At 67.2% G+C, this 21,275-nt stretch carries 21 protein-coding genes and 1 tRNA gene; 10 read left to right on the top strand and 12 right to left on the bottom strand.

Annotation, left to right across the window (positions count from 1 at the left end; all coding sequences use genetic code 11):
* Window positions 1-3: 3 nt before the first annotated feature.
* Together M0R88_RS10215 and M0R88_RS10210 are read left to right on the top strand one after the other, a co-directional pair.
* Window positions 4-531, top strand: a complete 528-nt coding sequence (locus M0R88_RS10215; RefSeq protein ID WP_248653409.1) for an Lrp/AsnC family transcriptional regulator — start codon at window positions 4-6, stop codon at window positions 529-531.
* Window positions 532-790: 259 nt separating this feature from the next.
* Complete coding sequence (locus M0R88_RS10210) at window positions 791-3,676, top strand: MEDS domain-containing protein (RefSeq protein ID WP_368409384.1); 2,886 nt, start codon at window positions 791-793, stop codon at window positions 3,674-3,676.
* A gap of 73 nt (window positions 3,677-3,749) precedes the next feature.
* Here M0R88_RS10210 and M0R88_RS10205 read toward each other — a convergent pair whose 3' ends face one another.
* The 4 genes from M0R88_RS10205 to M0R88_RS10190 form a co-directional block, all read right to left on the bottom strand.
* On the bottom strand, window positions 3,750-4,187 hold the full coding sequence (locus tag M0R88_RS10205; RefSeq protein ID WP_248653408.1) for a MaoC/PaaZ C-terminal domain-containing protein: 438 nt from the start codon (window positions 4,185-4,187) through the stop codon (window positions 3,750-3,752).
* On the bottom strand, window positions 4,184-4,663 hold the full coding sequence (locus M0R88_RS10200; RefSeq protein ID WP_248653407.1) for a PaaI family thioesterase: 480 nt from the start codon (window positions 4,661-4,663) through the stop codon (window positions 4,184-4,186). Before M0R88_RS10200 ends, M0R88_RS10205 begins: the two co-directional genes overlap by 4 nt.
* Window position 4,664: 1 nt before the next feature.
* Window positions 4,665-6,629, bottom strand: coding sequence for a 3-hydroxyacyl-CoA dehydrogenase/enoyl-CoA hydratase family protein (locus tag M0R88_RS10195; RefSeq protein WP_248653406.1), 1,965 nt, complete (start codon window positions 6,627-6,629; stop codon window positions 4,665-4,667).
* 186 nt (window positions 6,630-6,815) lie between these two features.
* The gene (locus M0R88_RS10190) at window positions 6,816-7,886 is read right to left on the bottom strand and encodes a phosphotransferase family protein (protein WP_248653405.1); all 1,071 of its coding nucleotides are present in this window, start codon (window positions 7,884-7,886) and stop codon (window positions 6,816-6,818) included.
* A 161-nt stretch (window positions 7,887-8,047) separates the two neighbouring features.
* Between M0R88_RS10190 and M0R88_RS10185 the strand changes: the two genes are divergently transcribed.
* From M0R88_RS10185 to M0R88_RS10175, 3 genes are all read left to right on the top strand, one after another.
* Window positions 8,048-9,265 (top strand): acyl-CoA dehydrogenase family protein, encoded by a 1,218-nt coding sequence (locus M0R88_RS10185; RefSeq protein ID WP_248653404.1) that lies wholly within the window; start codon window positions 8,048-8,050, stop codon window positions 9,263-9,265.
* Between the two features lie 142 nt (window positions 9,266-9,407).
* Complete coding sequence (locus M0R88_RS10180) at window positions 9,408-10,187, top strand: SDR family NAD(P)-dependent oxidoreductase (protein WP_248653403.1); 780 nt, start codon at window positions 9,408-9,410, stop codon at window positions 10,185-10,187.
* Window positions 10,188-10,395: 208 nt separating this feature from the next.
* On the top strand, window positions 10,396-12,936 hold the full coding sequence (locus M0R88_RS10175; protein ID WP_248653402.1) for an efflux RND transporter permease subunit: 2,541 nt from the start codon (window positions 10,396-10,398) through the stop codon (window positions 12,934-12,936).
* A gap of 108 nt (window positions 12,937-13,044) precedes the next feature.
* On the opposite strand, the gene M0R88_RS10170 is transcribed toward M0R88_RS10175, so the two are convergent.
* The 5 genes from M0R88_RS10170 to M0R88_RS10150 all read right to left on the bottom strand — a co-directional run bounded on the left by M0R88_RS10170 (window position 13,045) and on the right by M0R88_RS10150 (window position 16,909).
* The gene (locus M0R88_RS10170) at window positions 13,045-13,386 is read right to left on the bottom strand and encodes a DUF192 domain-containing protein (protein WP_248653401.1); all 342 of its coding nucleotides are present in this window, start codon (window positions 13,384-13,386) and stop codon (window positions 13,045-13,047) included.
* Window positions 13,387-13,479: 93 nt separating this feature from the next.
* The gene (locus M0R88_RS10165) at window positions 13,480-14,103 is read right to left on the bottom strand and encodes an HAD family hydrolase (protein WP_248653400.1); all 624 of its coding nucleotides are present in this window, start codon (window positions 14,101-14,103) and stop codon (window positions 13,480-13,482) included.
* 437 nt (window positions 14,104-14,540) lie between these two features.
* Window positions 14,541-15,107, bottom strand: a complete 567-nt coding sequence (locus M0R88_RS10160) for a plastocyanin/azurin family copper-binding protein (protein WP_248653399.1) — start codon at window positions 15,105-15,107, stop codon at window positions 14,541-14,543.
* Between the two features lie 174 nt (window positions 15,108-15,281).
* Window positions 15,282-16,484, bottom strand: a complete 1,203-nt coding sequence (locus M0R88_RS10155; RefSeq protein WP_248653398.1) for a M24 family metallopeptidase — start codon at window positions 16,482-16,484, stop codon at window positions 15,282-15,284.
* A 71-nt stretch (window positions 16,485-16,555) separates the two neighbouring features.
* Window positions 16,556-16,909, bottom strand: coding sequence for a hypothetical protein (locus M0R88_RS10150; RefSeq protein WP_248653397.1), 354 nt, complete (start codon window positions 16,907-16,909; stop codon window positions 16,556-16,558).
* A gap of 126 nt (window positions 16,910-17,035) precedes the next feature.
* Here M0R88_RS10150 and M0R88_RS10145 point away from each other — a divergent pair, with 126 nt between their 5' ends.
* Window positions 17,036-17,569 carry a redoxin domain-containing protein gene (locus M0R88_RS10145; protein WP_248653396.1) on the top strand — a complete coding sequence of 178 codons (534 nt, stop codon included), beginning with the start codon at window positions 17,036-17,038 and terminating at the stop codon, window positions 17,567-17,569.
* Window positions 17,570-17,599: 30 nt separating this feature from the next.
* Here M0R88_RS10145 and M0R88_RS10140 read toward each other — a convergent pair whose 3' ends face one another.
* Complete coding sequence (locus M0R88_RS10140; protein WP_248653395.1) at window positions 17,600-18,118, bottom strand: DUF21 domain-containing protein; 519 nt, start codon at window positions 18,116-18,118, stop codon at window positions 17,600-17,602.
* A gap of 161 nt (window positions 18,119-18,279) precedes the next feature.
* On the opposite strand from M0R88_RS10140, the gene M0R88_RS10135 reads away from it, so the two are divergent.
* A complete protein-coding gene (locus tag M0R88_RS10135) occupies window positions 18,280-18,606 on the top strand; it encodes a hypothetical protein (RefSeq protein WP_248653394.1) in 327 nt (108 codons plus the stop codon).
* A 36-nt stretch (window positions 18,607-18,642) separates the two neighbouring features.
* Here M0R88_RS10135 and M0R88_RS10130 read toward each other — a convergent pair whose 3' ends face one another.
* Complete coding sequence (locus M0R88_RS10130; RefSeq protein ID WP_248653393.1) at window positions 18,643-18,867, bottom strand: YgaP family membrane protein; 225 nt, start codon at window positions 18,865-18,867, stop codon at window positions 18,643-18,645.
* A 251-nt stretch (window positions 18,868-19,118) separates the two neighbouring features.
* Between M0R88_RS10130 and M0R88_RS10125 the strand changes: the two genes are divergently transcribed.
* On the top strand, window positions 19,119-19,316 hold the full coding sequence (locus tag M0R88_RS10125; protein WP_248653392.1) for a hypothetical protein: 198 nt from the start codon (window positions 19,119-19,121) through the stop codon (window positions 19,314-19,316).
* A gap of 103 nt (window positions 19,317-19,419) precedes the next feature.
* Complete coding sequence (locus M0R88_RS10120) at window positions 19,420-20,130, top strand: hypothetical protein (RefSeq protein ID WP_248653391.1); 711 nt, start codon at window positions 19,420-19,422, stop codon at window positions 20,128-20,130.
* A gap of 244 nt (window positions 20,131-20,374) precedes the next feature.
* Here the strand turns inward: M0R88_RS10120 and M0R88_RS10115 are convergent.
* Window positions 20,375-20,448 (bottom strand) — tRNA-Tyr (locus M0R88_RS10115).
* A 254-nt stretch (window positions 20,449-20,702) separates the two neighbouring features.
* Between M0R88_RS10115 and M0R88_RS10110 the strand changes: the two genes are divergently transcribed.
* The gene (locus tag M0R88_RS10110) at window positions 20,703-21,182 is read left to right on the top strand and encodes a hypothetical protein (protein ID WP_248653390.1); all 480 of its coding nucleotides are present in this window, start codon (window positions 20,703-20,705) and stop codon (window positions 21,180-21,182) included.
* Window positions 21,183-21,275 lie beyond the last annotated feature (93 nt).

The raw sequence follows: 21,275 nt of genomic DNA, 5'->3' as shown, positions 1-21,275 counted from the left end.
ACCATGACCGACGGAACCGAATCACCGAACTGGAGTTTCAAGGACAGGGACATCGCCATCCTGCGGGAGTTGACGCGGGACCCGCAACTCTCCTCGCGGGAACTGACGACCATCCTCGCTGAGGAGTACGACATCGAGGTGTCCCACGTCACGGTCAGCGAGTCCATCCGGGAGATGCGCAACGAGGGCGTGTTCCGGGAGGCCATCATCCCCAACGAGCAGTACTACATCTTCGGGCTGTTCGAGTTCAAGTTCAACGCCGAGAACTTCGAGGACGGGTGGCGCGACGCGATGGAGTACATCCGCGACGACCCGCACACCCTCTTTTACTTCCTCTCGGACGGCGAGTACCAGTGGAAGACGGTGATGATGTTCCCCACGCGGGAGGCCGAGTCGCGCTGGATTCACGAGTGCTACAAGGAACACGGCGACGTCATCGCTAACATCCGCAACTCGGTCATCCACAACGTGCTGAAGTTCGGCACCGACCCCGAGATATTCGAGGGACTGAACGGCGAACATCCGGAGTAGCGGCGTCACGGGACCGTTCGTCTCTCTCCCGTCGAGTACCGACAGACGTCACGTCCGCCGCCGAGCGCCGGACGAACGCCGCGTACAGCGCGCACCCCCGGCGGTTGGCGACCGCCTCGTCGTGGTCCGTGGTAACGAATTTCGCTGGCCTGCAGTATCTTTTTCCCCGCCCAACCACTGTTCGTTCCTATGAGAACACCACTGTGGTCGGAGACGTTTCGCCGGACGAGGAGGGGGACGGCGACGTGAGCGAACACGCATCCCCGAACGCCACAGCGAACTCGTCTCGAACCCTCGGAACCGAATTCGAGGCGTATCAGTCGAGTCAGGCGTTCGGGGGCCCGTCGATCGACTCAGCGACCACGCCTGCAACGACCACTTCGCGCACATCTACGAGACGACCGACGAGCGGTTCGCCGCCGCCGTCCCGCTCGTCCGTCGCGGCCTCGAACGCGGCGAGCGCGTCATGTTCATCGTCGACGAAACCGCCGAAGCCGAGGTCAGGGCGGCGGCGCGGGACGCCGGACTCGACCTCGATACCGCGCTCGATTCGGGAGCGCTCTCGTTCCACACCGTGCAGGAGACCTATCTCCGCGACGGGTCGTTCTCCCCGAACGAGATGGTCGAGTTCTACGCCGACGTCGTCGCGGCCGCCACCGAGGAGTACGAAGCGCTCCGCATCGTCGCCGGAACGACGTGGCTCCGGGACGACACCGCGACGGTCGAGCAGTTCATGGAGTACGAGTCGAAGGTCAACGACCTCTTCGCCGACGAGGACTGCCTCGCGCTCTGTCAGTACGACCGCGGGCAGTTCGGGCCGGAGACCATCCAAAACGTCATCCGAACCCATCCCCATCTCGTCTACGACGGGGAGGTCTGTCACAACTTCTACTACACGCCGCCCGAGGAGTTCTTCGGGCCGGAAGCGCCCGGCAGCGAGAACGAGCGAATGCTCCGGACGCTCCGGGACCGAACCGTGGCGGAGGCCACGCTCCGGCGACGCGAGCGGGACCAACAGAGGTTCTACGAGATAACGTCCGACGCGACCCGCTCGTTCGAGGAGAAGATACGCCGTCTGCTGGAGTTCGGAACCGAGCGGTTCGACCTCGAAATCGGATACTTCACTCGCACCGACGGCGACGACACGTTCACCATCGTCGACGCCGTCGGTCCCAGCGAGCAAATTCGGCCGGGCGTCACGGACTCGCTCTGCGGCACGTACTGCGAGAAGTTGCTCGCGTCGCCCGGTTCCATAGCCGTCCGAGACGCCGCGAACGCCGGGTGGAAGGACGGCCCGGCCTACGAACGGTTCGGACTGGACGCCTACTTCGGGACCACCGTCCACGCCGGCGGCGAGGAGTACGGGACGCTGTGTTTCGCGTCCGAGTCGCCCCGCGAGCAGCAGTACACCCGCGGAGAGCGGGCGTTCCTCGACCTGATAGGCCAGTGGATGGGCAACGAACTCGGACGCCGCCAGCGCGAAGCGTTCCTGCGCGAGAGCTACGAGATAACGTCCGACCCCAACCTATCGTTCGAGGAGAAACTCGAACGGCTGTTCGAGTTGGGACGCGAGCGATTCGGTCTCGAGATGGCGGGGCTGAACCACCTCCCGTCGTGGGACGGCGAGTTCCGGTTGGAGAAGGGGGTCGGCCTCGGCGTCGGCGACGACGAGGAACTCTGGTCGGAACCAGGCTACGGCTGTTTCTGTCGCCAGACCATCGAGAGCGAGGAACCGGTCAGCGTGGCGGACGTGGGCGGCACCGACTGGGCCGAGGACTCGATTCACCGGGAGTTCGGGCTGACGAGCTACCTCGGCACGAAGGTGTCGAGCGGGACCTCCCCGTACGGGACGCTCTGGTTCGGGAGCACGGAGGCGCGCAGCCGCCAGTTCTCGGACACCGAGCGCACCTTCATCGAACTGATGGGTCAGTGGGTGAGCTACGAACTCGAACACCGCGAACACAAGCAGTCCCAGCGGGAACTCTACGAGATTACGGCCGACAACGAGCTATCGACCGACGAGAAGTTCCAGCGACTGCTGGAGTTGGGGTGCGAACACCTCGACCTCCCAGTGGGGATGGTGACCCGCGAACGCGAGGAGGCGTTCGAGATAAAGCAGATGCACGGCAGCCACCCCGAACTCGGGGAAGGGTCGCTCACGCCACCGCTGACGGACAACTACTGTCGGAAGGTCGTCGAGACGGGGAGTCCGGTCAGCGTCGCCGACGCCGAGGCCGCCGGCTGGGAGGGCGACGCCCTCTACCACGAGTTCGGCCTCGCGTGTTACGCCGGGGTGCAACTGACGGTGGGCGACGACGCGTACGGCACTATCTGTTTCACGGCCCTCTCGCCGCGGGACGCGTCGTTCACCGACGCCGAACAGACGTTCCTCGAACTGATGGGCCAGTGCATGAGCTACGAACTCGAACGCACCCACCGCGAGGAGGAACTCGAACAGAAGAACGGTCGGCTCGAAAACTTCGCCAGCATGCTCGCCCACGAACTCCGGAATCCGACCATGATCGGCCAGATTTACAGCCAACAGCTACCCGACGAGTCGGAGTCCGAGGCGGTCGAGTACGTGACCGAGGCGTTCGACCGCATCGAGGACATGGTCGACGTGATGCTGGTGCTGACCAGGGGGCGCGAAGCGGTCGGCGAGCGCGCGCCGGTGGACCTCTCGGCCGTCGCCGAACGGGCGTGGGCGGACGTGGACGCGCCCGACGCCGAACTCCGCTCCGAAATCGACGACGTAATCGAGGCCGACGAGACGTACGTCGAACACCTGTTCCGCAACCTCCTCGAGAACGCGGTCGAACACGGCGGGGCCGACGTGACCGTCACGGTCGGCGAGCTATCCGACGGCTCCGCGAGCGAAGCGAGTGGAGCGAGTGGAGCCTCGACGGACGAGTCCGTCGGTGGCTTCTACGTCGCCGACGACGGGTCGGGCATCTCGGCCGAGGACAGCGACGCGGTGTTCGAGGAGGGGTACACGACCAGCGCGGACAGCGGGGGTAGTGGAATCGGGTTGGCGTTCGTCCGGAAACTCGCGGCGGTGTACGGGTGGGAGTACGCCGTCACCGAGAGCGAGGCCGGCGGCGCGCGATTCGAGTTCACGAGCGTCCGGTCCGTCTCCGGGGAGTGAACGCCCGGAGAACCGTTCGGTGAGCGCCGGGGCGACCGTTCCGAACGATCGCCCCGTGAGGCTCCCATCGTCCCTACTTCACCAGCGAGAGCAGTTCGCACGACAGCACCGTCTCGTCGCGCTGGTTCAGCACCTCGGCGTCGTACCGGACGACGCCGCTCGCGGTCGGATGCTCCTTGGGTTCCGTCTCGACCAGTTCCATCTCGACCCGAATCGTGTCGCCGAACTCGACCGGCGCGGTGAACCGGAGGCGGTCCACGCCGTAGAACGCCACCACGTCGGCGCGCCGGTCGCCCGCGCGCCGCACGAGACCGGTCATCATCGAGAACACGAGTGCGCCGTGAGCGACTCGCTCGCCGAAGTCCGACTCGGCCGCCTCGGTCGCGCTCGTGTGGATGGGATTGAAATCGCCGCTCACGCCCGCGAAGTTGGTCACGTCGGCCTCGGTGACGGTCCGGGACGGGGTGGTAATCCGGCGGCCCACGTCGAGTTCGTCGAACGACAGCGTCACGTCTCTCCCTCCCGGAACAGCCGATAGCTCGCGCGTCCGACCGCGACTTCGGTCGGTTCCTCGTCGTCGGGTCGCTCGCTCGTGACGGTGACTTCGGTCACGCCCATCGACCCGCCGGCCCGTACCACCTCGGCCTCGGCCCGGAGGTCGCCCGTCGCGGGCCGGAGGTACGAGACGTTCAGGTCGGTGGTCGTGAGCGCGGCCTCGGCCGGGGCCTCGAACGTGGTCCGCAGGGCGAACCCGCTGGCGGTGTCCACCAGCGTCGCGGCGATGCCGCCGTGGACGACGGCGGTGCCGTCGGGGTCGGGGTTGACCAACTTCTCGTCGTACGGGACGGACATGACGAGTCGGCCGCGCTCGACCGCCTCGACGGTCACGCCGAGCCACGAGAGGTAGCCGTGGCGGTCCACGAACGCCTGCATCTCGGCCGTCGCGTCCGCGGGCGGGTCCTCGCCCGCGGCGAACTCCTCGCTCATCTCACTCCCCGGTGAACTCGGGGTCGCGGTCGTCGCGGAACGCCGCGGTCCCCTCGCGCACGTCGTCGGTGCTCATCAGCAGGCCGAAGCCCTGACTCTCCATCGCGAGGGCGGCGTCGAGGCTGGCGTCCGCGCCCTCGTTCATCACCTTCTTGGCGACTTTGAGTCCGACCGGCGGCCCCTCCAGCACGTCCGCCACGAACTCGGAGACGGTGTCCTCGAACTCCGATTCGGGGACGGCGCGGTTGACCAGTCCCCAATCCTCGGCGCGGTCGGCGTCGATGCGATTGCCTCGGAACACGAGTTCCTTGGCCCGCGTCTCGCCGAGGACTCGGAGCAGACGCTGCGTGCCGCCGCCGCCGGGGATGAGTCCGAGCCCGATTTCGGGCGACCCGAACTGGGAGTCCTCGGTCGCGATACGGAGGTCGCAGGCCAGCGCGAGTTCCAGTCCAGCGCCGAGGCAGTAGCCGTCGATTTTGGCGATTACCGGACGCTCGAAGTCGTTGACCGTCTCGAACGCGGGCGTCACGTCCATCGCGTCGGTCGGTTCCAAGTCGGCGAATCCGCCGATGTCGGCCCCGGCGCTGAACGCCCGGTCGCCCGCGCCCTCGAAGGTAACACAGCGAACCTCGTCGGCGTCCACCGACGAGAGCAGGTCGTCTATCTCGCCCAGCAGGTCCGCCGAGAGCGCGTTCATGCGTTCGGGCCGGTCGAGTTCGACTTCGAGGAGGCCGTCGTCGGACAGGTCGTAGTTCAGCAGGCGGTAGTCGCCCGGTCCGTCGCCGCCCGAATCGCCGTACTCGTGGAAGCCCGCGCCGGCGTCTTCGCCCGTCTTCCCCGACTCGACCAGTTCCACGAGGTAGTCGTCGGGCGCGAACCGGTCGTCGCCGGTCTCCTCGTGGAGGGTCCGGAGTTTGTCGAGGACCGCGTCGAGGCCGATTTTGTCAGCCCGCCGGCAGATGCCCTCCGGGAAACCGAGACCGAGTTTGACCCCGGTATCGACCTCGTCGGGCGTGGCCACGCCGTCGCCGACGAGTCGCGCGGCCTCGTTTATCATCCGGGCCTCGACGCGCAGGGTGTCGAACTCCTCGCCGTCGCCGGGTTCGTAGTCCGCGCCGTCGCCGTCCTCGTAGTCGTAGAATCCCGTCCCTGTCTTCCGGCCGAGTTCGTCGTCCTCGACTTTCTGCTCCGTAATCGGCGGAATCGGTCGGCCCGCCTCTTCTCGAACGTGATAGCCCACGTCGATGCCGGTGAGGTCCGCGAGTTCGAAGGGACCCATCGGGTAGCCTCGGCGGTGAACCATCGCGGCGTCGGCCTCGCGTATCTCGGCCTCACCGTTCGAAACCGTCCATGCGGGTTCGCCGGTGAACGGCCCGAGGACCGTGTTGACGACGAAGCCGTTCACGTCCTTCCGGACGTAGATGGGCGTCTTGCCGAGCGACTCCACGAACTCGTAGGCCGTCTCGGCGGTGTCGTCGCTGGTCTCCTCGCCGTAGATGACCTCCACGAGGTCCATCCGCACCGGCGGGTTGAAGAAGTGCATCCCCACCACCTGCTCGGGCCGGGAAGTCGCGGTCGCCATCTCGGTGATACTCAGACTGGAGGTGTTCGACGCCAGTATCGCGTCGTCGGGCGCGAACTCGTCTAGGTCGCCGAAGATGCCCTTCTTGAGGTCCATCCGCTCGGGCGCGGCCTCGATTACGAAGTCCGCCTCCGCGACCGCGGCTTCGAGGTCGGTCGTAGTGTCGATGCGTGCCAGTACCTCCTCGACGGACTCGTCGAGTCGGTCTTTCTCGGCCAGTTTCTCCAGACTCCACTCGATGTCGTCGTAGCCGTCCTCGACGAGGTCCGCCTCGACGTCTCGCATCGTCACGTCGTACCCGGCCATCGCGGCGACCTCCGCGATGCCGTGGCCCATGTTCCCCGCTCCGAGGACGGTCACGCTCTGGATGTCAGAAACGGTCATACGATGCTCCGTTTCGTGACATTCCATCTTAACTCCACCGGGAAAAGTTACCGCTGTAAATTATTATGGGCCTTCGAGAAATATCGGAACGCGTTTCTCTGAATGGACGAATTTTGTTAGGCGAGTTGCCCTCGGAGCTGAACGGCGCGGCGCGCTCCGAGGTCCTCCGAGATCCTTCGCGGAGCCTCAGAGCGGTTCGTCGCCGTCGATGATTCGCAGCGCGCGTTCGGCGAGGTCCGGCACTCGGCGTTCCATCTTCGGGTACAGCGGGTCGTCGCTGTTGCCTTCGAGGTACCGCCGGTAGAACATCTCGCCCAGCGCGGCGAGCTTGTACACCGCGAGCGCCCGGTAGAACCGGTCGTGGTCGTACTCGATGCCGGTCGCGCGCTCGTAGCGCTCGACCAATTCCCGCCGAGTCGGGTACTCCTCGGCCGCCATGAACGTGGCAGTCAGTTCGGGCGTGGCGGGGTCCGGGTCGCCGGGGTCGCGCCAGTACGACAGCATCCACCCGAGGTCCGCCAGCGGGTCGCCGAGCGTCGCCATCTCCCAGTCGAGCACCGCGGCCAGTTCCGGGGGCGTGCCCGGCGCGAACAGCACGTTGTCGAGTTTGTAGTCGCCGTGAACCAGCGCGCGTTCGCGGTCGGTCGGGCACTCGTCGGCGAGCCAGTCGCCGACCTCCCGCAGTTCCGGCACCGCTCGCTCGTCGGCGGTCCGCCCGAACGCCCAGTCGAGTTGCTTGGTCCAGCGCTCGACCTGCCGCTCGGTGTACCCCGCGGGGCGGCCGAACTCGCCGAGTCCGACCGCCTCGTAGTCCACGGCGTGAATCGCCGCGAGCGTATCGACCAACTCCTCGCCGACGCCGCGGCGGGCGTCGGCCGTCCCGAAGCGGTCGGGTTCGCTCTCGCGGAGGACGTCGCCTTCGACGCGCTCCATCACGTAGAAGTCGCTCCCGAGGACGGCGTGGTCCTCGCAGGCCAGCACGGTCGTCGGAAGCGGGACGGCGGTGTCCTGAAGCGCGTCCATCACGCGGTACTCCCGGAGCACGTCGTGGGCGGTGTCGGCCGTCTCGCCGGGAGGTGGCCGCCGGACGACGAGTTCCCGGTCGCCCCACGTCACGAACAGCGTCTCGTTCGAGTGGCCCTCCTCGTGGTGTCTGACGGCGTAGTCTTCGACCGCTCCCAATCGGTCCGCGAGGTACTCTCGGAGCGCGTTCTGATCGACCAGTCGTTCGAAATAGTCTCGTTCGTCGTCTGTCATGTGTTCGTCCTTCCGCGTTCTGTCCGTCGGCGGCGGTCCGGCGCGAAGCCGTCGCGTCGCCCGCGCCTCCTGCGTCGATTGTACGGATAACTCCCCTATAGAACTTACGAGGGAAATAAAATCGGGGAAATGCTTTTACATCGTTGCGGAGAGGTTGAGGTATGAAGTACGACGACCCCCAGCGGGGCCGGGAGGTAGCCGACCGCGTCGAGAGCTTCGTTCGCGAGGAGGTCGTCCCGGTCGAACGCGACCACCTCGGCGAGGGGCGCGTCCCCGACGAGACCGTGCGAGAACTCCGGGAACTGGCCCGCGAGCGCGACCTGTACGCGCCCCAAGTCCCCGAGGAGTACGGCGGACTCGGGATGGACTTCCGGGAACTGCTCCCCGTCTTCGAGGCGGCCGGTCGGAGCCTCCTCGGTCCGGCGGCCATCCGCGCGAACGCCCCGGACGAGGGTAACATGCACACGCTCGAACTGGTGGGGACCGACGAGCAGAGAGAGCGGTGGCTCCGCCCGCTCGCGGCGGGCGAGGCCAAGTCGGGATTCTCGATGACCGAACCCAATCCGGGCGCGGGTTCGGACCCGAAGATGATTCGGACCACGGCGGAGAAGGACGGCGACGAGTGGGTCATCGACGGTCACAAGTGGTGGACCACGCAGGGAAGCGAGGCCGACGTGCTACTGGTGATGGCGCGGACCGACGACGAGGCCCACCCGTATCAGGGCTGTTCCATCTTCCTCGTGCCCGCCGACACGCCCGGCGTGGAAATCGTCCGCGACATCCCCCATCTCGGCGGCGGTCTCACCGGCGCGAGTCACGCCGAAATTCGCTACGACGACGTCCGCGTGCCCGAGGAGAACCTGCTCGGCGAGGAGAACGCGGGGTTCGCCATCGCCCAACAGCGCCTCGGCCCAGCCCGACTCACCCACTGCATGCGCTTCTCGGGGATGGCCGAGCGTGCGCTCGACGTGGCTAAGGCCTACGCCGCCGAGCGACGGGCGTTCGACGGTCCCCTCTCGGACAAGCAGGCGCTCCGATTCGAAGTCGCGGAGGCCGAGACCCGCCTGCACGCCGTCCGGTCGATGGTCCGACACGCCGCCCGGCAGATAGCCGCGGGCGAGGAGGCCCGCGTCGAGGTGGCGATGAGCAAGACCTTCGCGGCGAACGTCACGCAGGACGCCATCGACACCGCCGTCCAGATATGTGGCGGCAACGGCATCGGGAAGGACCTGCCGCTCGCGGACTTCTACGAGAACGTCCGGCAGTTCCGCATCATCGACGGCGCGGACGAGGTTCACAAGCGAGTCATCGCGCGGAACGCGTTCGAGGACACGGACCCGAGCGAGGTCGAACACCTGACGCGGTTCGACTCCTCGTAGCTCATCGGGCGCTCTCTCACCCCCAGCTACTGACAACGATTACAGATACACACCCATATTTATTAACAGAGGAGCGTAATTCCATCCCGATGTTAACAATGGAAATCGAATCGAACTATCGACCGGCGACGGAGGGGTCGGCGTGAGCCTCGAACAGTTCAGCGTCGCCGGGCGGACCGCCATCGTGACGGGCGCGAGTTCCGGCATCGGGCAGACCATCGCCGAGCAGTTCGCCGACGACGGCGCGAACGTCGTGGTCTGCTCGCGCGAACAGGAGAACGTGGACCCGGTCGCCGAGGGAATCGAGGAGAGCGACCGCGAGGGGTCGGCCTTGGCGGTCGAGTGCGACGTGACCGACCGCGACGCCGTGGAGGCGCTCGTGGACGCGACCGTCGAGGAGTTCGGCGGGCTCGACGTGCTGGTCAACAACGCCGGGGCCAGCTTCATGGCTCCGTTCGAGGACATCAGCGAGAACGGCTGGGAGACCATCGTGGACATCAACCTGAACGGGACGTTCCACTGCACGCAGGTCGCCGGGGAACGGATGCGCGAGGACGGCGGCGGCTCGGTGATAAACGTGGCCAGCGTCGCGGGACAGAAGGGGTCGCCTCACATGAGCCACTACGGCGCGGCGAAGGCGGGTATCATCAACCTCACCTCGACGCTCTCGTTCGAGTGGGCGAGCGACGACGTGCGGGTCAACTGCATCGCGCCGGGGTTCGTCGCCACGCCGGGCGTCGAGAGTCAGATGGGCGTCAGCGCCGACGACATCGACCGCCGCGAGGTCGAACGGCGCATCGGCACCACCGAGGAGATCGCCGACCTCGCCCAGTTCCTCGCCAGTCCCGCGGCGTCGTACGTGGTCGGCGAGACCGTCACCGCGGCGGGCGTGCCCCGCGTCATGGAGACGCCCGAGGTGTGACCGTCGGGCGAGACGCCGGAGCGTAGTACATAAATCTTTGCCGCAGTTGCGCCGCCGGCAACTGTGGGGCCTTTTATACGGTGTGTCGGATTCCAGTGTTCGGTGTACCGATGAGACACTTCGTACGACGCGAGACCGACCCGCCTCGCGGAGACGGCGGGTGGAAAGCATATCGACCCGCGACCGACGACGGCGAGCGAGGGAGACGATGAAGGGGCTGTTCGAGAAGTCGGCCCGGTTCGTCACCGACCACAACCGAATCGTCGTCCTCGTCATGCTCCTGCTGACCGCCGGGGTCGGGTCGGGCGTGACCCAACTCCAGATGGGGAGTACGGCGGGCGGCGGCGACGCCGTGGGCGACACCACCGTCGCACAGAAGCAGAGCTACATCCAGAGCCACTACGCCCAGCGAAACGACAGCGGCGGGCGGCCGGCGGCGGTCTACGTCAGGGACCCGGACGGCAACGTCCTCTCGAAGCGGTCGCTGCTGGACTCGCTTCGCTACCAGCGGGCGGTCCGGGACAACGAGTCGGTCGCCGCGGCGCTCCCCGACCGGGGCGGCGTCGTCGGCGTCTCGAACCTCGTCGCCAAGCGGTTGGCCGGGAGCCAGTCCGCCTCGCTCGCCGACCAGATCTCGGCGCTCGAATCCGCCAGCGAGAGCGAGGTCAGGGCGACGGTGAAACGGACCCTCTCGAAGGGGTCGCCCGCGCTCGACCTGCTTCCCAAGGAGTACGACCCCGGCACCGCGAGCGCGACGAGTCGCCGGATGGTGTTCCAGTTCCGGTCCGCGGGCGAGGGCGGTGACGGCGGCGAGAGCGGTCGGCGATTCGCCGGAACGCCCGCGACGCGGGCGCTCTACGAGCAGGCCGACGGCGTGGAGACTCACTTCACCATCGGTCCCCACGCCCGGACCGTCTCGAACGAGCAGTTCCAGCAGGACCTCTTCGAGTTGGTGCTTCCCGCCGCGCTGGTAGCTATCTTGGCCGTCCTCGCGTTCTCGTACCGCGACCTCGCGGACGTTATCGTCGGCTTCGTCGGCGTCGTCCTCTCGGTCGTCTGGATGTTCGGCATCCTCGGGTGGCTCGAGATTCCCGCCGGGGTCACACTCATCATCGGCCCGGTCCTCATCGTCGGCCTGAGCGTGGACTACGGACTCCACGTCTTCATGCGCTACCGCGAGGAGCGCGGCGAGGACGAGGGCATCCGCGAACCGATGACGCGGGCGCTGTCGTCGGTCGCGGTCGCGGTCGGACTGGTCACGGTGACGACCGCGGTCGGCTTCCTGTCGAACGTCACCAACGAGTTCGACCTCATAAAGGACCTCGCCGTCGGCATCACGCTCGGCGTGGCTTCGGCGTTCGTCATCTTCGTGACGGTCGTCCCCGCGCTGAAGGTGAGCGTGGACGGGCTGCTCGAACGCGTCGGCTTCGACCGGCGCAAGCAACCGCTGGGCAAGACGCGGCTGCTCGAACCCCCGCTCGCCAGCGGTGCCGACCTCGCGCGGAAGGCCGCGCCGGTCGTCATCGTCCTCGCGCTCGTGGCGGGCGCGGCCAGCGGTCTCGCGTGGACCGAACTCGACCGGAAGGCCTTCCAGCAGGGCGACGGCGACGTGGCCGAGTGGAAGCAGGACCTGCCCGGACCGCTCGCGTGGGAGACCACCGCCTACGACCGCGACAGCGAGTTCGTGAACGAACGCTACCGGTCGCCCGACGAGAGCGACCGGCGCACCTCCCAGATTCTCGTCGAGGGCGACGTGACCGACCCGCGGACGCTCGAACGCCTTCAGAGCGGCCGCGAGCGCGCCGCCGAGAGCGAGGCCGTCTTCGAGCGCGCCGGTGAAGTTCCGTTCGTCTCGCCGGTGACGGTCATGGAGTCGGTCGCCGCCCGAAACGACGCGTTCGCCGAGACGTTCCGGGAGGCCGACACCGACGGCGACGGCGTGCCCGACCGGAATCTCGACGCGGTGTACGCCGCGCTCTACGACACCGCACCCGAGCGCGCGAGTCGGGTCGTCGAACGAACTGACGGCGAGTTCCGGTCGCTCCGGATGGTCGTCCCCATCCAGCCCGACGCGAAGTACGAGACTCAAGCCGACGAGATGCGCGCCGTCGCGGCCGCCGTGGAAAGCGACGGCGACGCGCTGACCGCGACCGCGGTCGGCCCGGCGACCGTCAGCGAGGCCGAGTCGGCCCAGACCGCCGACAGCATCCTGACCACGCTGGTCGTCGCGCTGCTGGCGGTGTTCGTCATGCTGATGGCGGTCTACCGAATCGCCGAGGGGAGCGCCACGCTCGGCGCGATCACGGTCGTCCCCATCGCGCTCGTCACCGCGTTCGTCGTCGGCGGGATGTACCTGCTCGACATCCCGCTGACGCTGTTCACGTCGCTGTTGATGAGTCTGGTCGTCGGGTTGGGCATCGACTACAACATCCACATCAGCGACCGGTTCGCCAGAGAGCTATCCCGCGACGGGGACGCCTATCGCGCGCTCCGCGAGGCCGTGACGGGCACCGGCGGCGCGCTGTTCGGCAGCACGCTGACCTCGACCGGCGCGTTCAGCGCGCTCCTGTTGGCTCCCTCGCCGCAACTCCGGAGCTTCGGCGCGCTGGTCGTCCTCGCGCTGTCGCTGTCGTTCGTCGTGAGCATCTTCGTCCTGCCGAGTCTGCTGTCGGTCTGGACGCGCTACGTCCACGCGACGCCGGAGGGAGCGTCGTCGCCGACCGGCGCGCCGGCCGGACGGCAGGACTGAGCGGGCCGCTCGACACTACCGGTCGCTTCGGCCCTCCACCCCGCCGACGTTCGACTCTCCACTCGCTTCCGGGCCTCTCTTTCCGCTCCTCGAATCCGTCGCAACCGACTACTCGTCTACGATTTCGAGTCGCTCGCCGGTTTCGACGCCGAGGTCTTCGAACGTTTCGAGCAGGTACCGGTAGGAGTGGCTCGGCCGGTAGAACCGGTTGGGCGTCAGTTCCGCCTGCTCGACCAGCGTCCGGTCGCCGTCGAAGAAGTACAGGTACTGCACGTCCCGAACGAAGATGGTATCGACCGTCGTCCGAGTCGGCGAGTCGAACCGGAAGAACATCCGGCCCGAGTCGGCGAACCGCAGGCCCTTGAGCTTCTGGAGGAACGTGTCCGCGGTCTGTGCCCGAATCCGTCTGCCGGCGAAGTGCAGGTCCACGCCGGTCTCGTCGTCAGCCATCGTTGGGTTGGCTACTACCGCTCGGCCCTCCTACGTAAATCGCTCGGTGGGCGGCGCGGGTTCGGCGGTCGATGGCTCGGTGCTACCAGTCGGCTACGCTCGTCCTGCGACCCACGCCGGAAAATCGGCGAGCGACACGTCGCCGAGGAGAACCGCCTCGCCGCCGCAGTCCTCGATTCCGGCGTCGGTCGCCGGGTCGTCGCCGACGTGCGTGAGGTCGGCGACAGGCACGCCGAGGCGGTCTGCGCAGGTCTCGAACGCCCGCGGGTCGGGTTTCGCCCACCCGCAGGCGACGCCGGTGACGACGGCGTCGAACGTCTCGCGGTCGAGGGCCGAGCGAATCAGGGCCTTCCGGGCGAGTTGCGGCACCGCGCAGTTCGAGAGGACGGCGACCGGCCCGCGTTCCGCGGCGGCCGCGACCGCCTCGACAGCGCCCTCGCGGGTCTCGACCGCGGGGTCGAAGGCGGCGACGACCGCCCGGCGCGCGGCGTTGCCCGGCGTCTCGACGCCCCGACTCGCCAGCGCCGCGCCGACGTGGGCCATCAGCGGGACCACCGCGCCCTCGGGCGCTTCGACGTGGTCCTCGCGGTAGGCCGCGGCCCAGTCGTCGGGGACTGCCACGTCGCGCGCGCTCAGTTCCGCGGCGATAGCGCTCGCCGGGTCGTCGGGCAGGTCGGCGTCCACGAGCGTCCCGAAGAGGTCGAAGGAGACTGCCACTACCTCTGCGTTCGCGCCTATCGGCTTGAATCGGTCGGAGTCGATAGACCGTCTGTGGAGAATCGCCAGAGTCAGATTCTCCACCCGGCCCGTGCGGGCGCGACCTCGCGGTGTGAGGTCGCGCCCATCCGTGCGAGGTCGTGTTGAGCGGAGCGAAGCACGACTCGTCGGACGCGGTTTGTCCGACGGTGGATGAGTAGCGCAGGGAGGAACGACCGAAGGGAGTGACGATTGAGCAACGCAATCGGGTGGGGAGGACGTGGTGCCGTGCGGCAGACTCCTGCGCTCAAGCCTGAAGCTAGCCGCTTCTCGACTTCCTCCGTAACTCTACCGGTCTTCTCATCCGACTCCACCGGCCATTCTCACTCGACTCCCTCGGAACTCGCCCGACCGAAGCAGAAACCGAGATTCTAACCGCGAATCCCCGATCGACCGAATTAGTCTTTCAGTCCCGAGCGAACGCGGTGGTTCAGCGCTTCGAGTTTCGACGCCGCCCTGTCCGAGCGCCCGTCGTCAGGCGGTTGCAGACCGGGTTGGTCCGCCGGGTCGGGGTCGCCGACGACCACGGTGCCGACCATCCCGAGCGGTTCGTGGGGCGTGCAGTAGTAGTCGTAGACGCCCGGCGTCTCGAAGGTGTGGGAGGACGACTTGCCGTTCTCCACGAAGACGCCGGTGTCCCACGACTCCGCACCCTCCGGAATCCGGCACGAGTAGTCGTTGGCCGGCGCGTAGGCCGTCGCGGAGTGGTTCCGCGAGACGTTGGTCCACGTCACGGTACCGCCCGTCTCCACGCGGACGATGGCGGGGTCGAAGCGGTTCGAGGCGTCGGGTCCCATCCGGACCTCGGCGCTGGCGGTCGCCTCGGGGAGCGTGTAGTCTATCGTCGGCGTCTGCTCGGACCGCTCGGAGAGAGCGCCGGTGCATCCGGCGAGACCGGCGAGCGAAGCGGTCGCGGCGGCCGTCGTCGCCCGGCGGAGGAACCGGCGGCGCGTCGAGTCGGTCATTGGCGTCGGTTGGGAGGGGCGTCTTACGTAACTTGCGTTCGCGGCTGAGACGGTGCAGAAATCGTTTCAGAGTGACTCCGTACGTCTCTCAGACTCTATAGATTCTCGTGAGGAATCCGTAGTGGCCTCGGGTAGTTTCGGCCAGGTTCGACGGGCCCGTCGCTGTGACCGCCGCTACTCCACGCGAATCGTGTTCGACTCCAAGTCCCGCGGGAAGTAGGTCAGCCAGTCCACGCCGTCCTCGGTGACGGCGATGGTGTCGGAGTGGCGATAGCCGTACTCGTCGGTGTAGATGCCCGGTTCGATGGTGTAGATGTGGCCGGGTTCCATCTCGGCGTCGCCGTCCTCGCGGCCGTCCCGTTCGGCGCAGTGGGTCGTCCAGCCCCGGTCGATGTACGGCGGTTCGTGCGCGCCCAGCCCGATGTTGTGCCCGACGTGGTGTTGCGCGAGGTCGGTCACGCCCTGTTCCTCGAAGTAGTCCCAGACCTGCCGGTCCACGTAGGACAGTTCGACGCCCGGCCCGAGCGCGTCGATGGCGATGGTCTGGGCTTCGAGCATCACCTCGAAGTAGTGGGCCTGCTCGTCGGTCGGTTCGCCGAGAAACATCGTGCGCTCCAGTTCCGAGCGGTAGCCGTCCACGTTCGCGCTCGCGCCGGTGACCAGCACGTCGCCCTCCTGCAAGCGCCGGTTGGCGGTGTGGCCGTGGGGCAGGGCGGTCTGCTCGCCGGTGATGAACCCCGCCATCGCCGGGCCGTCGCCGCGCGTGCGCGGAACGTACTCGTCGCCCAGCGTGTCGAGCATCGCGCGCGAGGCCTCCAGCGAGGCGCGCTGGCTCACGGTCGCCGGATGCTCGCCGACCTCGGTGTAGTCGGCCAGATAGCGGTGGGCGAGGTTGCCCCACCGCGCGGACTCGCGGACCAACTCGACCTCCGCGTCGGACTTGGCCCACCGCATCCGATCGACCCAGCTCTGGGTCTCCACGTCCACGAACTTCGAGAGGTTTGGTCCCTCGTAGCCCATCACGCCCGGCGCGCCGTCGGCGTCGGCCGCGACCGACTCGACGTCCAACTCGGCGAGCATCCCGGCCGCGGTCTCGATGGGGTCGCCGCCGGGGTAGTCGAAGTAGTGATGCACCGCGTCGATGCGCGGGTTGGTCTCGACGCGCTCGACTTCGAGTCGGGGAACCGTTACGGCCACGCGGTCGTCGGTCACGGCGAGGACGACCGGGCGCTCGGTCTGGATGTGGCCGAATCCTGTCAGATACTCGATACTCGTCGCGCCGAACCAGACCCCCGCGTCCGCGCCCTCGTCGGCGATTCGCTCGCGGACGGCGGCGAGTCGGGCTCGGAACTCGCTGTCGGGTACTCGCGTCGGCATACGGCCGAACCCACGCAATGCGGCCGGTTAAGTATTGACATGGGGGCAACTCGTCGGCGAGGAGTAACGACTCAATCGAACTCGCTAACCCGCGACAGCCGGAATCCGATTCGGAGCAACACCGCGTAGACGGCGATGCCCAACCGAACGCAGAGTCCGAACACGACCGCGAACAGCGGGCCGAGACCGGCGACAATCGCGGCCACGGCGACCGCGTCCGGTCCCGCGGTCGAGGCCTCTACCGCGACGGTCGCTACCGCCAACAGGACGCCGACGCCGCCCGAGACGTAGCCGCCGAGCGACAGCCCCAGTCCGAGCCGCGGGTCGATGACCTCGGTGGTCGCGCCGAGGTCCCACGCCAGCCCTGCGTAGAAGCCGAACAGCGCCACGACGACCAGCGCGTCGGCGACGAGCGGAGAACTCACGGCGCATGCGTTGCGATTCCGACGATATAAATCGGTCGAAAAGAGCGACCGACGAGTTCGAGTCCGACTGCCGACCGCGGCGCATCTGAGGAAACTTTAAATTGATTCGCCGAATCGTCGTGAACGATGGGAGAATCGGGCGGTCCGACCGTCGGCTCGCAGGCCCCGGCGTTCACCGCGCCGCTGGCGACGCCCGACGGGTCGGTGTCGGAGGTGTCGCTGTCGTCGCTGCGCTTGGACGGCGCGGTGTTGCTGGTGTTCCAACCGACCGACTTCGAATCCGAGTCGTTCGCCCAGCGACACGCGCTCGGCGAGTACGACTGGTTCACCGCCGACGACCGGCTCCGCGTCGTCGGCGTGAACCGCGCCAGACCGCGAACCGACCGGGAGTTCGCCGACTACCTCGACGTGACCTACCCCTTCTGCTCGGACCGCGACCTCTCTATCGCCGAGTCCTACGGCGTCACCTACCGGGCGTTCGGCGTCGCCCGGCGGGCGCGCCCGGCCTGCTTCTTCGTGGACCCCGAGGGGACGATTCGGTACCGCTGGGTCGGCGACCGGAACCGGACCGGCCGGGTCCGCCCGCAGGTCCGGGACCTCTACGAGACCGTGATGGACGTGCTGGGTCGGCCAGAGATCGAGAGCTTCGGCTTCGCCTGACGGGACCGCCGCTGGCGGCGCGAGTCGGTCTCAGTCGTCGAGGTACTGCTCCTCGATGTCCGTGTCGCCGCCGAGGCGCTGACTCGTACCGCGGGTGAGCGCGTCGAACAGCACGACGAGAGGGTAGAGAGCGCGCTCGACGAGCGACAGGGGCCGGGCGACCCGGAGCGACCACCGTTCGCCGTTGCCGAGTCCGTACGACTTCGGGATGATCTCGCCGAATATCAGGACCAGCGAGGTGACGACGACCGTCGCGGCGGTGACGGCCAGTCCCGCCGGAAGCGCGCCCACGAGGACGACCGTCACGACGCTGGAGAGCGCGACGTTCACGAGGTTGTTGCCGACGAGCAGGGTCACGAGCAGCCGGTGTGGGTCCTCGCGCAACGCCGAGAGCAGGGCCGCGCGTCGGTCGCCCGCGGCCGCGCGCTCGGCCATCCACTCGACGGAGAGCGAGAAGATGGCCGTCTCGCTGCTGGAGAAGAAGGCACTGAGCGCGAGGAGTACGACGACCGCTCCGGCGGCCAGCAACGACCGTGGAAGTTCGAGCATGGTCGGCAGGTTCGGCGGTCCCTGACAAAAGTTGGCGGGAAAGCGGCTCGGACTGCAGACGCGGGGTCGTCGCGCCAGCGAGCCCGAGGAGTCCGGTTTGGTGCCGTGTAACCGCGTAATCTGGCCACGCCAATTATCCCCACACGTCTCCAAACACCGCCATGCTCGTACACCTCGAACAGTACCAGCACGACGAGGCCGACGACGCGGTGCGCTCGGAGGGCGACGTGTCCCCGGACCGCGACCCCGAGGAGTACTTCGGCACCGACGAGTTCGACGGGGACGCCGACGAGTGGGAGCGCGTGACCGAGGATGGCGAGACGTTCCTCCGGCGTTCGGTGACCCTGGAGGAGGTGACCGCGGTGTCGGTGCCTCAAGAACAGACCCACGAGGACCTGCCGAGCAAGACGATTCAGGTCCGGAAGGGCGGCGGCGAGGAGTACGTGGACAACGCCGAGATCATCGAAGTTCAGGACCGAAGCCCCTGACCAGCGGCCGTCGCTCGACTACCCGCCCGCGGCGGGTCACTCCGCCGATTCGTCGGAGGTCGTGTCGATGCCCAACAGCGCGTTCCCGCCGCAGTGCTGTGCTTGGGCGTTGCGGAGGAGTCCAGCGCCCGCGATGGCCGCGGTCGCGGCCGTCACGCGCTTCTCGTCGAGGAACGCGCTGATGGCGACGGCGACGAGCCAGATGCCGAGGACGCCCCGAACGATGCGGTCGATACCGCCGACGTTCTGCTGGTAGTCCATACGACATACTACGAACAGGTTCGATAAATAGCTCCGGGTCGGTGCGGGAGGCAGAAGTCGCCGACCGCTCCCTCTTCGTCGATCCGGTCATTCGGACGGTCCCGCCGCCGCACCCGACGCACCGAGCGCGTGGACGAACCTGTGACGACCCGACCGGGTATCGGCAGGCCCGACTCGACCGCGGAGGGAGTGTGCGGTAAGTACTAACATGGCCAACCACGTACCGTGACTAGGTGGGTGAGCAGGGAGGAATGGCAATCGACTACGCGAGCGTCTACTTGGGCATCCTCTTCGTGAACTTCCTCTATCTGGTCGTCCTGCTCTACGGCGGTATCTGGTACACCAATCGAGTGACGGTGCAGTGTCCGCGCTGCGGCATCAAGTACTCGAAGTACCGCGTGGAGAACCACGAGTGTCCTCCTTCGTTGGTGGGGGATTCCGAGGACTGAGGCGGTCGGTTCCGGCGTCGAAGAACGGACCCGCACTCCGGGCGCATCCGTTCACGAAGTTCGTTCCCGGAGCTTTTTCACCCGGTGACGTCTCCGACGAGTCATGGCCGAGGAGTTCGACGGCGAGGACGCGCTGCTCGAGGTCGATTGGGGTGACTCGCCGTCAGACGCCGAACTCGCGGACGCGCGCATGGAGACGACGCTACAGTCGGTCGACCGAGACGAGGTGGTTCCGGACGCCGCTCGCGAACTCGGGACCGTCATGAGCGACATCCACGTCAACGGCGACGCACACCTCGGCGTCGTGCGGGTGCCGCCGAACGACGCGCTCGACTGGCATCTCTCGCGAGGCGGCCGAAAGGAGTGGTTGTATCGGGACGTCCTCGCGTCGGACGCGCTCTCCGATGCGCTCCCCGCGCTGGACCTGTCGCCGGACCGCCATCCGCAGGACTACACCGACCTCGACTGGGAGCACTACTCGGCGTACACGCTCGACGGCCACCTCGCTCGTCACCTCGTCGGCGGTGGCGCGTACTACAACTTCCTCGAACCGCCCTTCCACGACGTCGACGCCGAGATCCCCGGCTACGAACACGTCCCGGAGTCGTACGGCGACCGAGGCGACGCAAAGCGACTCGGCGAACGGTTCGTCGAAGCCGTCTTCGGCGAACGTTACGGCGAGTTCTCCGCCTCCGCGACGTTCGACCGGTGGTGCGACTGGTTCGAGTCGGTAGCAGCGTGGGACGTCACGTACGTCTGCTTCGACCAGCGCACCCGACTCGCGTGGGTGTTCGTCGTCACGGGAGCCGACTGACGCCTCGTGTTTACTCGCTATACGAAGTCAGCGGGAGCTTTCGGCCGCTACACGCGGCTTCCAAGCTTTCACTCGCTACGCTCCGGGGACTGAAGACAAGCCGATCAACAGTCAAGTACGAATCGACCGGGGAAGAAGTCCGCCCTCCCCGATTTGAACACTGTGAGACGTTCCTGCTCGCTCCGCTGCGCGGGCGTGCGACTCACAACCTCAACTCGTATCGGTCGGATTTTCGCAGGAAAAGTCCGCCCTCCCCGATTTGAACGGGGGGCAAGTCGATCTACAGTCGACTGCTCTACCAGTCTGAGCTAAGGGCGGGCACGCAGTTTCACGTAGGAGGTCTGCCGGACTTAAGGGTTATTATTCGACGGGACCGTGGCACCGACCAGCGAACGCCGCGGCGCGACGCGAACCTCGCCAGTGCGCCCGTCTCCGTCGATAGAGCAACGAAAATATTTTCTTACAGAACCCATAGTCACTTCTAAGCAATGTTTACGATTTCCGTAATCGCCTTCGCATGCGCGTATGCGTGACACCACGAGAACTATAGCCCTGCTCGTCGAGACGCCACTATGACCGAACTGACGCCGGTCCCGTGGGAGGACCTCGAAGCGGCCACCGGACCGCCGACGGCGACCGAGGTTCGGGAGTACGTCGCGGAGATGACGGGCGAAGTGTCCGACGCGGAGGCCGACCGGGACGGCTTCGAGACGGTCAAAACGGCCTACGACGCGTGGAAGACCGACCGAGGCGAGGACCGCGCGCTGTCCGACCAAGCCGCCGCGTTCGTCGTCGCGTACCTCCTCGAACGCGAGGGCGTGATCGACCTGTCGGACGCGCCGCAGGGGTCGCTAGTCGAGCGGCGACCGTCGGCCGAACGGCTCCGAGAGCTGTTCTGGGAGCGCGAGCAGACGCTCTGGTGGATCGCCGTCGAGTGCGGCGTCCACTACTCGCTGGTCACGTTCTGGCTCTGGGAGGACGACGTACCGCTCGCGGAGCGAAACCTGTCGGACGCGACCCAGCGGCAAATCGAGGGCGAGAGCGGCAATTGAGCCGGATTATCCGACAGCCGCGGCACCTGTCTTCTCTGTGTCATCCGGGTGGCCGAAGATTAAAATACCGTGGCTGTGATAGTCAGAGCCGAA

The organism is Halorussus gelatinilyticus, from assembly GCF_023238445.1.
Lineage (GTDB): Archaea > Halobacteriota > Halobacteria > Halobacteriales > Haladaptataceae > Halorussus > Halorussus gelatinilyticus.
The sequence above is the reverse complement of the archived record's forward strand: the minus strand, read 5'-3'. Positions and strand labels throughout refer to the sequence as shown.

What these genes read in the sequence shown, in the direction of transcription:
- M0R88_RS10215 (WP_248653409.1), top strand. Translation starts at nt 4, where the DNA reads ATGACCGACGGAACCGAATCACCGAACTGGAGTTTCAAGGACAGGGAC.
- M0R88_RS10200 (WP_248653407.1), bottom strand. Translation starts at nt 4,663, where the DNA reads ATGAGCGAGGAGTTCGCCGCGGGCGAGGACCCGCCCGCGGACGCGACG.
- M0R88_RS10195 (WP_248653406.1), bottom strand. Translation starts at nt 6,629, where the DNA reads ATGACCGTTTCTGACATCCAGAGCGTGACCGTCCTCGGAGCGGGGAAC.
- M0R88_RS10190 (WP_248653405.1), bottom strand. Translation starts at nt 7,886, where the DNA reads ATGACAGACGACGAACGAGACTATTTCGAACGACTGGTCGATCAGAAC.
- M0R88_RS10185 (WP_248653404.1), top strand. Translation starts at nt 8,048, where the DNA reads ATGAAGTACGACGACCCCCAGCGGGGCCGGGAGGTAGCCGACCGCGTC.
- M0R88_RS10175 (WP_248653402.1), top strand. Translation starts at nt 10,396, where the DNA reads ATGAAGGGGCTGTTCGAGAAGTCGGCCCGGTTCGTCACCGACCACAAC.
- M0R88_RS10170 (WP_248653401.1), bottom strand. Translation starts at nt 13,386, where the DNA reads ATGGCTGACGACGAGACCGGCGTGGACCTGCACTTCGCCGGCAGACGG.
- M0R88_RS10160 (WP_248653399.1), bottom strand. Translation starts at nt 15,107, where the DNA reads ATGACCGACTCGACGCGCCGCCGGTTCCTCCGCCGGGCGACGACGGCC.
- M0R88_RS10155 (WP_248653398.1), bottom strand. Translation starts at nt 16,484, where the DNA reads ATGCCGACGCGAGTACCCGACAGCGAGTTCCGAGCCCGACTCGCCGCC.
- M0R88_RS10145 (WP_248653396.1), top strand. Translation starts at nt 17,036, where the DNA reads ATGGGAGAATCGGGCGGTCCGACCGTCGGCTCGCAGGCCCCGGCGTTC.
- M0R88_RS10140 (WP_248653395.1), bottom strand. Translation starts at nt 18,118, where the DNA reads ATGCTCGAACTTCCACGGTCGTTGCTGGCCGCCGGAGCGGTCGTCGTA.
- M0R88_RS10135 (WP_248653394.1), top strand. Translation starts at nt 18,280, where the DNA reads ATGCTCGTACACCTCGAACAGTACCAGCACGACGAGGCCGACGACGCG.
- M0R88_RS10130 (WP_248653393.1), bottom strand. Translation starts at nt 18,867, where the DNA reads ATGGACTACCAGCAGAACGTCGGCGGTATCGACCGCATCGTTCGGGGC.
- M0R88_RS10125 (WP_248653392.1), top strand. Translation starts at nt 19,119, where the DNA reads ATGGCAATCGACTACGCGAGCGTCTACTTGGGCATCCTCTTCGTGAAC.
- M0R88_RS10120 (WP_248653391.1), top strand. Translation starts at nt 19,420, where the DNA reads ATGGCCGAGGAGTTCGACGGCGAGGACGCGCTGCTCGAGGTCGATTGG.
- M0R88_RS10110 (WP_248653390.1), top strand. Translation starts at nt 20,703, where the DNA reads ATGACCGAACTGACGCCGGTCCCGTGGGAGGACCTCGAAGCGGCCACC.